The following is a 10,932-nucleotide window of genomic DNA, read 5'->3' as shown; positions in this document are numbered from 1 at the left end:
CCGCAAGGAAGGGTTGGGACATGAAACGCGTATTCATGACTTTGGGGGCCGCGACCACGATGTACCTGTCGACGGCGGCGGTTGTTTCGGCACAAAGCTGGAGCGATTACCTGTGCAGCCGCTACGGCATCTACTGCGGCAGCACCGGCGGCAGCAACACGACACCGGCACCGGAGATCGACGTGTCGAGCGGTGCGCTGGCACTGGCCGCGGTTGCCGCGATGCTTCTGCTGGCCTGGGAAATCAAGCGCCGCCGCAGCGCCTGATCAGATCAGTCCCCAGTCTCCGCGCCACGCCGCCACGGCGGCGATGAGCGCATTGGCCACGGCATGGGCGGCGATCGCGTCGGCCAGCCGCCCGCGCCGCAGGACGAGCAGCGCGAAGATCACACCGGCGATTCCCGCCTCTAGGTAACGGCCATGAAGGGCCGCGAAGGCGGCCGTTGGCACGGCGATAGAGATCGCCCGGCCCGGCCAGCCGCCGATGTCGAGGCGCGATTGCAGGTATCCCCGGAAGAACAGCTCCTCGATCACCGGTACGAACAGCACCGTGCCGGCGATGCGGATCGTGGCCCAGAGCAGGAAGACCAGGGGCGAGAGCGCCATCAGCGCCTGTGAGGCCGGTTCGGGTTCCGGCGCCATCAGGAGCCAGCCCACGCCGATGCCGACGCCTGCCAGAACGGCGACCGTGTCGGGCCACGCGGCATAGCGCACCAGCACCGCCCGGCCCCACCAGAGCGCGCCGAACATCAGCGCCGCCTGGATCGGGTAGGCCAGTTCGGGGGACGGCCAGAATGCCTGGGCGAAGACACCGGACACCATGAAGATGATGAAGGGGATGATCTTGACCGCCGCGTCATCCTCGGACAGCGGGGCGCCCGGGGCGGCATGGCCCGTGTCTTTCTGGAGCCACGTGATGCGGCTGGCCGCGACCAACACGCCGAAGGCCAGGGCGATGAAGAAAAGCCAGCCTGCGAAGCTGTGAAAGCCGTTCTGCGCCAGCGTCGGCGAAATGCGGTCGCCGATCAGGATCAGCAGCGTGATGCGGATGATGTTGAGCATCCAGCTGAGCGCCAGCGCGACGGGCAGGACGACGCCCCAGAAGCGCACCATGCGCAGCGTGTCGCGGAAAAGCCAGGCATAGATGCCCATGAAGGCGGTGATGAGCGCGAAGCCTTCGACGCCCGAGCAGCTGTCGGCGATGGAGACGAGGAAATCCGGCGTGCCGATGACCTGGAAGGGCGGCGCCATGACCATGTCGTCGGTGACCAGCGACATGAGCAGGACAACGCCCTGGAAGGTGGTTTCGGTCAGGATGTCCCAGTACCAGAGCGGCCCGAGCGCGTTGGCGATGTCGGGCAGCAGGAAGGCCAGTATGGCGATGCCCAGCAGTATGCCGGTGCGGCCCTGCAGCCAGCGCTGCCAGTCGCGCGGCGCGGCGAGCCAGAAGAGCCCCGCCAGCATGGCCGTGAGGGCGCCGGCGGTCAGGACCGGGAAGACGTATCCGAAGAGCTCGTTGAGGTCGCGGGGGGCGATGACGAAGAGCGGCACGAAGACCGCGGCGAAGGCGGCGGCGTGCAGCAGGACCCACCCCTTGCCGCCGTCGCGGTCGCGGGCCATGCGGGCGAAGCCGTGGCGGGCCGAGGGTGCGGCCCAGAGGTAGACGCCGATCAGCGCACCGAGGCACATGGCGCGCACGACGGCCCCGCGCAGCCCCCTGCAGGCGGCCTCGATGGGTGTCAGGCGGCATTCGACCGAGGCCAGCACCTGGAAGGCCAGCATGATCAGCACCATCTCGGCGGCGAAAAGGCCGCAAATCCAAATTGCCCGTTTCGGCATACTGCTCTTGTCCGTTCGGCTCTTATTGGTCACGTCAGGCGCTATGGGGCAAACCTGTTGAAAACATGGCATGACCCGGGTGATTTCGGTTCGGTTTGGCAGCGATACGAAGGTTGCGCTCCGTAACTCGCGGCCTTCCCGGCCGTTTCACTTTCCCTCGGCCTTGGCGCGTGTCTCTTCGTCCAGACCGGCCCACCAGTCGGCATAGCTGGTGTTTTTCGGGTGCCGGCCGCCCTCGTCTGGGGCGCCGTCCTTCCACCAGACGGGGCCGCGCTCCCCAAGGCGGTGCTTGGCGGTGTCGACATTGGCGCGGGCCTCGGCTTCGGCCTCGGGCGTGTCGGCCAGTTGGACGGCCCGGCGGGCCTGCATCAGCGCCTTGACCGCCGCGCGGCGTTTGCTGTCGTCCAGCGACGGATCGGTGCAGCGCCAGAGGCGGCCGCGGGTGACGAAATAGCGGCCGTCGGGGGTGGCGAGGCGTTCCTTGCGGGCCATGCGCTTACTCTGCCGCCATGTCGCGTTCGTTGGCCTGCCGGCGCCAAAGCCCTGCATAGCGGCCGTCGCGCAGGAGCAGTTCGGAATGGCTGCCCTCTTCCACGATCTGGCCGTCTTCGAGCACGATGATGTTGTCGGCATCGGCCACGGTCGAGAGCCGGTGGGCGATGGTGATGACGGTGCGCCCCTGGCCTGCGCGTTTCAGCGCCTCCTGGATGCCCTGCTCGGTTTCGGTGTCGAGGGCGCTGGTGGCCTCGTCGAGCAGCAGGATGGGCGGGTTCTTGACGAAGGTGCGGGCGATGCCGACGCGCTGCTTCTCGCCGCCGGAGAGTTTCAGGCCGCGTTCGCCGACGGTGGTGTCGTAGCCGTCGGGAAGGCCGGCGATGAAATCGTGGATCTGGGCGGCCCTGGCGGCGGCTTCGATCTCGTCCTGGGTGGCGCCGTCGCGGCCGTAGCCGATGTTGTAACCCACGGTGTCGTTGAAAAGCACGGTGTCCTGGGGGACGACGCCGATGGCGTCGTGCAGGCTTTTCTGGGTGATGTCGCGCACGTCCTGACCGTCGATCTTCAGCGAGCCTTGCTGCACGTCATAGAAGCGGAAGAGCAGCCGGCCAATGGTGGATTTGCCGGAGCCGGAAGGACCGACGATGGCGACGGTCTGGCCGGCCGGGACGTTCAGGCTGACGCCCTTGAGGATCGGGCGTTCGGGGTCGTAGCCGAAGGTGATGTCGTCAAGGGTCACGGCGCCGCCGGAGACGTGGAGCGGCTTTGCGTCGGGCTTGTCGCGCACGTCGGGATCCTGTTCCAGCAGGCCGAACATCTCGCCCATGTCGACGAGGGCCTGGCGGATTTCGCGGTAGACCGTGCCGAGGAAGTTGAGCGGCATGGTGATCTGGATCATGTAGGAATTGACCATGACGAAATCGCCCACGGTCATGGAGCCCGATTGCACGCCCATGGCGGCCATGACCATGACGATGACGAGCCCGCCGGTGATCAGCAGGGATTGCCCGACATTGAGGAAGGCCAGCGAATAGGAGGTCTTTACCGCGGCTTCCTGGTAGCCCTCCATCGCCTTGTCATAGCGCTCGGCCTCGCGTTCCTCGGCGCCGAAATACTTGACGGTCTCGAAGTTCAGAAGGCTGTCGATGGCCTTCTGGTTGGCGTCGGTGTCCTGGTCGTTCATGCGCTTGCGCAGCTTCACCCGCCATTCGGTGACCTTGAAGGTGAAGAGCACGTAGAAGGCGATGACGCCCGCCACGACGACGAGGTACCAGATGTCGAAGAGGGTCCAGAGGACGATGCCGATCATCAGCAGCTCGAGGACCAGCGGGCCGATGGAGAAGACGAGGAAGCGCAGCAGGAACTCGACGCCTTTCACGCCGCGCTCGATGATGCGGGAGAGGCCGCCGGTCTTGCGGGTGATGTGGTAGCGCAGCGACATGGCGTGGATGTGCTGGAAGGTGCGCAGGGCGAGCTTGCGCAGGGCCCGCTGGGCGACGCGGGCGAAGAACACGTCGCGAAGCTGCTGGAAGCCGGTGTTCATGAGCCGGGCCATTCCGTAGGCGATTGTCAGGCCGACCGCGCCGGCGGCGAGCATCCAGGCCGCGCTCTGGCCTTCGCCGGCAAGCGAGTCGACGGCGCCCTTGTAGAGGAATGGCGTGCCCACGGCGACGAGCTTGGCACAGACCAGTGCCGCGAGCGCCAGCACCACGCGCCATTTGACCCACCGCTCTTTGTCGGGCCACAGGTAGGGCACGACCTCGCGGATCGTCTTCCAGCCGTTCTTGGGCGGCTCGGTGGTGGTCAGGGTTCGTCTGCGGCGCATTCGCTGTCTTCTTCGGGGTGTCGGTCACAGATAGGCCGCGGACGGCAGGGAGGCCAGTGCGAATGCACGCACAGGGGGGTGTTCAGGGTTTTCCGGTGGGTTTTGCCTGCCGGGTGCCCGCATGGGCGGGCACCGTTCAGTTCGGGACGGTGAAGACCTGGCCCGGATAGATAAGGTCGGGGTCGCGGATGCGGTCGCGGTTGGCCTCGAAGATGCGGACGTAGAGCAGGCCCTCGCCGTATTTCTCGCGCGAGATGGCCCAGAGGGTGTTGCCCGGCTGGACAGTGATTGCCTGGATCTTGCGAGACGTGTCGCGGGTGCTGAGGAGGGCCTGATCCTCGCGCTTGAAGGGGGTTTCGACGCGGGACATGACGTTGCCGTCGGCGTCGACCTCGTCGATGCGGAGCGTGTAGACGCCGGTATCGACCTCGGGAAGTTCCGAGCGCCAGTTGCCGTCTTCGGTGATCCGCGACGTGGTGATGGGGGCGTTGTCGAGATAGACGCGGACGAAACCGTCGCCCTTGGCGCGGCCGGTCAGTTCGACCTCGCCTTCCTCGTTGTAGGTGATGGCGTCGAGCGCGACGGTCGACATGACCTCGGGCGCGGTGTCGCCCGAGCTGGGCGGCTGGATGACGCTGACGCCCGAGGCGTCGGAACGCAGGATGGCCTGCGAGGTGCCGGTCTGGGTGGCAGGGTCGGCGGCCGGTTCGGTGTCGGTGGCGGCGGGTTGGGCCGGTTCGGGAGCGTCGGTGCCGATCTCGGCGCTGGCGAGTTCCGCGGGGTCTGACGGGTCGTCTGCGGTGGCGTCCTGTTCCGGCAGATCGCCTGTATCGGTGGCGGCGACCACGTCTTCGGGGTCGGTGGTGTCGGCCTCGGCGGGCGGGTCGGCCTCGGCGGTGATGTCGGGTTCGCCGGGGGTGTCCTTCTCGGGCTCGGTGTCGTTCGGGTCGGACCCGTCGAGGCCGAGGGAGGCGGTCTGGGCGGGCTCGGGTTCCGCCGGGTCGGTGGCGGCGACGTCGAGAGAGGCGGTTTCGACCGGGTCGGCGGCGGTAGTGGTGCTGTCTGCCGTGGCGGTGCCGGTCGTCGCGGCGGTATCGGCGGCGGCTGGTTCGGTCTCGGCACTGCCGGGTTCGCCGGTCTGATCACCGGTCGATGCGGCGCTGTCAGGGGCCGACGCGGCTGTGTCGGTTCCCTGCCCTGCTTCGGGTGTCTCGCTGTCGGAGGTCTCGATCGAGGCGATTTCGACGGTTGTGCCCGTGTCCGACGCCGTGCCTTCGGTGCCGGCAGTGTCGGCCGCCGTATCTGCGACTTCGGTGTCTTCCGACGTGGTTTCGCCGGCTGTCGTTTCCCCGGCGCCGGCATTCTCGGTCGTGGTGCCCGATGCGGTCTCGCCGGCCTCGGTGTCGGGGGTGGCGTTCGAGGCATCCTGGGTCGCGGTGTCCGCCTCGGCGATGGCAACGGGGGGGGTGGGGGCGATGATGATCTCGTCGAGCGAGACGATATCCTCGCCCGTGTCGGGCGACTGCATGGTCAGTGTCAGGATGCGCGGATCGACACTGCTTTCCATTTCGAGGAACTCGACGAAATCGCCGTTGCCGTCGGGGGTGAAGGTCGCGAGGACCTCGTCATCGACGAGAATGGAGACATCCCAGCCCGGCTTGCCCTTGCCGGCGACGAGCATCTGGCCGTCGGGGGTGAGGCGGAACATGCTGATCGTCGGAGGCTCGGGGTCGTCCTGCGCGTCGGGGGCCTCGGCGGCGGCGTCGGGTTGCGGGGCGGGGTCGGTCTCGGCGGTAGGCTGGTCATCGGACGTGGCCGTGGCAAGCTCGGTCGGAGCGTCGGTGTCGGTCCGGGTGGTTTCGCCGGTGTCGGTGGTGGCGGGGTCGGAGTCGGTTTCGGGCGCCGTCTGGTCTTCGGACTGGACCATGGCGGTCGGCGGGGTTTCGGGGCGTTCGGGCGACGGCGTGAACACGCCGGCCATGTAGAGGCCGCCCCCCACGACAGCCGCGGCGGCCACCCCCGCGACGACGACGGATTGCCCGCCCGCCAGTCCAGCCTGTTTAGTCATCCAAATCCTTCCGCCCGGGGCCGCATGCAGCACGGTTGCCGGACCTTAGCAACACGGCTATCTAGGGTCAAAACAACCCTTTTGCAAATTGTGGTGATTTTATGGCGGTCCGGTCGGTCTGTGTCTTTTGCGGCTCACGTGCGGGGCGGCGCCCCGAATACGAGGCCGAGGCGACGGCGCTTGGGCAGTTGATCGCGCGGGAAGGCTGGCGGCTGGTCTATGGCGCGGGCGATGTCGGGCTGATGGGCGCGGTGGCGCGGGCGGCGCAGGCCGAGGGGGCCGAGACCTTTGGCGTGATCCCCGAGCATCTTGTGCGGTGGGAGGTCGGCAAGACCGACCTGACCCGCTTCGTGGTGACCGAGACGATGCACGAGCGCAAGAAGGTCATGTTCATGAATTGCGATGCGATCGTGGTGCTGCCGGGCGGCGCGGGGTCGCTGGACGAGTTCTTCGAGGTGCTGACATGGCGGCAGCTTGGCCTGCATGACAAGCCGGTGATCCTGCTCAATACCGCCGGGTACTGGACGCCGCTGGCCGGATTGATCGATCACGTGATCGCCGAAGGGTTCGCCGACGAGTCGCTTCGTGGATTCGTGACGGTCTGCGAGGACGTTCAAACGCTGGGCGGCACCCTGCGGGCGACCCTGTCCTGACGCCAGAGGGCGGTGGTGTAGATCGCCAGCGCCGTCCAGATCAGGCCGAAGGCGATGGCGTGCCAGATGCTGAAGACTTCGCGAAAGATGAGCGTGGCGCAAAGGAATTGCAGGCTGGGGTTGATGTATTGCAGCAGCCCCACGGTGGCCATTGTCAGGCGGCGGGCGGCGTAGCTGAAGAGGATTAGCGGCGTGCCGGTCAGCAAGCCGGAGAACATCAGGAGCAGCGATGTCGGAATGTCGGTGCCGTAATGGCCCGTGCCCGCGTGATGGGCCTGCCAGAGCAGGACTGCCGCGATGGGCGAGAGCAGCATGACCTCGGCGGTGACGGAGACGACGGGCCCGACGGTGAGCCATTTCTTGGCAACGCCGTAAAGGGCGAAGGTGGCGGCCACGATGATCGGAATCCAGGGGGCGACGCCCAGACCTGCCGCGAGCACGACAACAGCGATGGCCGCCAGCGCGACGGCAGCGGCCTGGGCCGGGCCCAGTCTTTCGCGGAAGAAGATCGCGCCCATCAGGACCGAGGCGAGCGGGAATGTGTAATAGCCCATCGACGCCTCGATGGCGTGGCCGGTCTGGATGGAGGAGATGAACACGAACCAGTTGCACGAGATCATCAGGGCCGCGAAGGCGACGATGGCCACGTCCTTCCAGTTCGACAGGGCCTGCCGGAGAACCGTGAGACGCCGCTGCGCGATCAGGACACCAGCGAAGAAGACGAAGGACCAGATCGTGCGATGCGCCAGGACCTCGAGCGGCGGTACGTGGTCGAGCAACTTGTAGTACAGCGCCGACAGCCCCCAGATGGTGCAGGCGGCCACGATTGCCGCGATCCCCTTGCCACCTTCTGTCATCGTCACCCCACCTGAACTGTCGCGCGCCGCCTTGCTGACGCAGGACGGCGCGGAAGACAAGCCGGTAGTGACGGGCCGGCGTCAGGCTGTGGGGTCGAGCTCGGACTTGAGCAGTTTCTCGACCTTGTCGAGCGGGTGGTTGGTCAGGTCCTTGGGCATGTCGGCCACGACGCGCGAGCTGACTTCCTTGTGCATCTTGTCGCGCAGCTCGCCCAGGACACGCGGCGGAGCGATCAGGACGATCCGCTCGAAGGTGTTCTTGTGGGCGTATTTGTAGAGCATCTCGGCCAGTTCGTCGGCAAACCTGTCCTTGGCCAGCTGGTGCCAGTCGGTTTCCTGCATGGAGGACATCTGTTGAACGCCGGTGTCCTGCATGCGGCCGGGCTTGTCGGTGCCCTGGTCGGAATCGGCCGGGTTTTCCTGTTCCTCGATGCGCACGACGTTGAGGTCGGGGTTGATCTCGTCGAGATCGTTGCGCAGGAAAAGGGCCTTTTCGCCATCGGCGATCAGCACCCAGGTGCCGTGGGTCAGTGTTGCCATGTCATTCGTCTCCTCTGTCCGATCCGTGGTCACGCTCGTCTGCGCCGGTGACGCGGGTGCGGCCGGCGGGGCGTTCGGTGTTGCGTTTTTCTTCGTCACGGGTGCCGATCTTGCGGGCAAGGGTTCCACCGGCGCGGCCTTCGTCGCCCGGCTCGCCCGTGGTTTCGTCGATATACTCTTCGCTGTCGCGGCTGCCGTCTTTGGATCTCTTGCGCTCGGCCATCTTGGCGCCTCCTTTTCCTTGGTCTTCAGGAATGAAACGCGTGGGGCAAGCGCCGGTTCCGGAAACGACGTCGGGGCAAGATGTCGTCAGGTCAGGGACAGGGTGACCTCGCGTCGGCGACCGAAGGCGGTGAGCCAGAAGGCGGCCCCGAACGCCGCGCCCAGAAGGACGCCCACGAGGAGCCAGGGGAGCAGATTGCCGACCGACCAGAACACGAGGACCGTGCCGGCCGCCCCCGTGGTCAGGGCATCGCGATAGCTGACAGTTGCGCCGCGCCGGGCCAGCACGAACCAGAGGGCGAGCACCAGAATGGTCGCGATCAGGGCCAGACCGCCGCCCATGACTGCCATGAAGACGAGATCGGTCCAGATATCCCCTGCAGGGCGGGGCCTGTGCCGGATGTCGATCAGATATCCCGCCCAGTTGAACAACACGCCGACGATATACGCGGCGACGCACCCCCTGAGGACCGAGAAGATTTGCATGCCCTGCCCTTTCGGCCGCGACGATCGGAGACATTCAGGCCTCTTTCCGCTCTGGCGATGAAGGAACGCCCTTGCTGGGGCCTTGATAGCGGGATTTCGGGCGATTTTCACCCCGCAATTGCGACAACGGTTGCGCCGCGCATATGCGGATGGCCGCAAGCCATCACCACCCCGGACGCAAAAAGGCCCCGCCGTGAGGCAGGGCCTTTCCGAAAAGTCTTGATCGTGCGGCTTACATGCGGCCCGCGACGTTTTCCCAGTTCACCAGGTTATCCAGGAAGTTCTGCAGGTAGGCCGGGCGCTTGTTGCGGAAGTCGATGTAGTAGGAATGCTCCCACACGTCGCAGCCCAGAAGCGCGGTCTGGTTGAAGCAGAGCGGGTTGACGCCGTTCTCGGTCTTGGTGACCTTCAGGCTGCCATCGGTGTCTTTCACCAGCCATGCCCAGCCCGAGCCGAACTGGCCTGCGCCCGCGGCGGAGAACTCTTCCTTGAACTTGTCGACCGAGCCGAACGACTCTTTCAGCGCGTTCTCGAGCTCGCCCGGCATGCCGGTGCCGCCCGGCGCCATCATTTCCCAGAACTGGTTGTGGTTCCAGTATTGCGAGGCGTTGTTGAAGATGCCCGACTGCGCGACGGCGTTCGGATCATAGGTGCCCTTGATGATCTCTTCGGCGGATTTGCCTTCCCACTCGGTACCGGAAATCGCCTTGTTGCCGTTGTCGACATAGGCCTTGTGGTGGATGTCGTGGTGATATTCCAGCGTCTCTTTCGACATGCCGCTGTCAGCCAGCGCGTCGTGCGCATACGGAAGATCGGGAAGTTCAAAAGCCATATCGGACCCCTTGTTCGTTATTGCGTTAAACCTGTGGCATTACATGTGTCCGGGGGGGTGGGAACGTCAAGGCGTAACTTGCGAAAACCGGCCCGGCCGCGGTGTGGCGGGAGAGTATCCGCCGAGATGCCCTGCCCTGGCGACCCTTAGAAATTGAGGTTTTTCCTGTCATTGCGGCGGTTGAAGCCCTGCGACAGGTGCCGGGTGGCGGCGGTTTCTTGACATGCGCTGAACGCTCGTTAGGCTTTTTTCATCACAGGAAATATTCAGGACATGCGGCCGGGGCAGCACCGGCAGGGAGACATTTCATGGCGCATCTTCTTTACGAGGTCAAAGACGGGATTGGCTGGATCAGGTTCAACCGGCCGGAGGTTCTGAACGCGTTCGATCCGCCCGAGGTGCGCCGGTTGGTCGAGGTTCTGCAGGAGGCCGCGGACGACCCGGAGGTGAAGGCAATCATCATCGGCAGCGTCGGCAAGGCGTTCAGTGCGGGCGACGACTTGAAGGTCGCGATGGAGGAATATCCGCAGATCAAGAGCGGCGAGATCCACCCCATTCTCGATATCGTCGAGGACATCACCGAGAACCTGCAGGAAATTCCGCGGATCATCCGCAAGGCGCGCAAGGTGGTGATTTCCTGCGTGCGTGGCCATGCGGTGGGGGCCGGGTTCGAGGTGGCGATCGACAGTGACCTCGTGGTCGCGGCGGAAAGTGCCATTTTCGGGTTTCCGGAGTCGAATGCGGGGATGACCATCACCGGGGGCGCCTCGCAGCTTCTGCCGCTGATCGTGGGGCTGAACCGGGCGCGGGAGCTGGTGCTGACGGGGGAATTCATCGACGCGGCAGAGGGGTACCGGATCGGGCTGGTCAACAAGCTGGTGAAGGATGGCGACGAGGAAGCGGCGGCCGAAGAGCTGGCGCGGCGGATCATGTCGCGGGCGCCGCTGGCGACCGTGGCGCATAAGCGGATGCTGCAACGCGGGCTCGATTCCGATTTCGAATCCGCGCTGGAGCTGGAAAAGCAGACGATCACCAACCTGATCTATACCGAGGATTACGGCGAGGCGATCAGCGCCTTTGCCGAGAAGCGCCCGCCCAAGTTCAAGGGCCGGTAGG

The 10,932-nt window shown here is 65.8% G+C and carries 12 protein-coding genes; 3 read left to right on the top strand and 9 right to left on the bottom strand.

Translation table 11 applies throughout. From position 1 onward, the window contains the following. Positions 1-20: 20 nt before the first annotated feature. Positions 21-266, top strand: coding sequence for a VPEID-CTERM sorting domain-containing protein (locus RIdsm_RS11040; RefSeq protein WP_057819385.1), 246 nt, complete (start codon positions 21-23; stop codon positions 264-266). Here RIdsm_RS11040 and xrtE read toward each other — a convergent pair whose 3' ends face one another. The 4 genes from xrtE to RIdsm_RS30375 form a co-directional block, all read right to left on the bottom strand. Beyond that, positions 267-1,838, bottom strand: coding sequence for an exosortase E/protease, VPEID-CTERM system (gene xrtE / locus RIdsm_RS11035; RefSeq protein WP_074940618.1), 1,572 nt, complete (start codon positions 1,836-1,838; stop codon positions 267-269). 147 nt (positions 1,839-1,985) lie between these two features. After that, positions 1,986-2,330 carry a hypothetical protein gene (locus RIdsm_RS11030; RefSeq protein ID WP_057819387.1) on the bottom strand — a complete coding sequence of 115 codons (345 nt, stop codon included), beginning with the start codon at positions 2,328-2,330 and terminating at the stop codon, positions 1,986-1,988. 4 nt (positions 2,331-2,334) lie between these two features. Beyond that, positions 2,335-4,158, bottom strand: a complete 1,824-nt coding sequence (locus tag RIdsm_RS11025) for an ABCB family ABC transporter ATP-binding protein/permease (RefSeq protein ID WP_057819389.1) — start codon at positions 4,156-4,158, stop codon at positions 2,335-2,337. A 136-nt stretch (positions 4,159-4,294) separates the two neighbouring features. Further along, positions 4,295-6,226 (bottom strand): LysM peptidoglycan-binding domain-containing protein, encoded by a 1,932-nt coding sequence (locus RIdsm_RS30375; protein ID WP_057819391.1) that lies wholly within the window; start codon positions 6,224-6,226, stop codon positions 4,295-4,297. 101 nt (positions 6,227-6,327) lie between these two features. Here RIdsm_RS30375 and RIdsm_RS11015 point away from each other — a divergent pair, with 101 nt between their 5' ends. After that, positions 6,328-6,879: an LOG family protein gene (locus RIdsm_RS11015; protein WP_057819393.1), complete on the top strand. Its 552-nt coding sequence runs from the start codon at positions 6,328-6,330 to the stop codon at positions 6,877-6,879. Here RIdsm_RS11015 and rarD read toward each other — a convergent pair. From rarD to RIdsm_RS10990, 5 genes are all read right to left on the bottom strand, one after another. Beyond that, positions 6,840-7,736, bottom strand: coding sequence for an EamA family transporter RarD (rarD, locus tag RIdsm_RS11010; protein WP_057819395.1), 897 nt, complete (start codon positions 7,734-7,736; stop codon positions 6,840-6,842). The two genes, RIdsm_RS11015 and rarD, sit on opposite strands and share 40 nt — an antisense overlap. A gap of 81 nt (positions 7,737-7,817) precedes the next feature. Further along, positions 7,818-8,276: a baeRF12 domain-containing protein gene (locus RIdsm_RS11005; RefSeq protein ID WP_057819397.1), complete on the bottom strand. Its 459-nt coding sequence runs from the start codon at positions 8,274-8,276 to the stop codon at positions 7,818-7,820. Between the two features lies 1 nt (position 8,277). After that, positions 8,278-8,499, bottom strand: a complete 222-nt coding sequence (locus RIdsm_RS11000; protein WP_057819398.1) for a hypothetical protein — start codon at positions 8,497-8,499, stop codon at positions 8,278-8,280. 86 nt (positions 8,500-8,585) lie between these two features. Then, the gene (locus RIdsm_RS10995) at positions 8,586-8,984 is read right to left on the bottom strand and encodes a hypothetical protein (RefSeq protein ID WP_057819400.1); all 399 of its coding nucleotides are present in this window, start codon (positions 8,982-8,984) and stop codon (positions 8,586-8,588) included. Positions 8,985-9,216: 232 nt separating this feature from the next. Beyond that, positions 9,217-9,816, bottom strand: a complete 600-nt coding sequence (locus RIdsm_RS10990) for a superoxide dismutase (protein WP_057819402.1) — start codon at positions 9,814-9,816, stop codon at positions 9,217-9,219. Positions 9,817-10,124: 308 nt separating this feature from the next. Here RIdsm_RS10990 and RIdsm_RS10985 point away from each other — a divergent pair, with 308 nt between their 5' ends. Next, positions 10,125-10,931 carry an enoyl-CoA hydratase/isomerase family protein gene (locus tag RIdsm_RS10985; RefSeq protein ID WP_057819405.1) on the top strand — a complete coding sequence of 269 codons (807 nt, stop codon included), beginning with the start codon at positions 10,125-10,127 and terminating at the stop codon, positions 10,929-10,931. Position 10,932 lies beyond the last annotated feature (1 nt).

It is taken from the genome of Roseovarius indicus (genome assembly GCF_008728195.1).
In the GTDB taxonomy this organism is placed as follows: domain Bacteria; phylum Pseudomonadota; class Alphaproteobacteria; order Rhodobacterales; family Rhodobacteraceae; genus Roseovarius; species Roseovarius indicus.
This window is presented reverse-complemented; position numbering and strand designations above follow the sequence as displayed.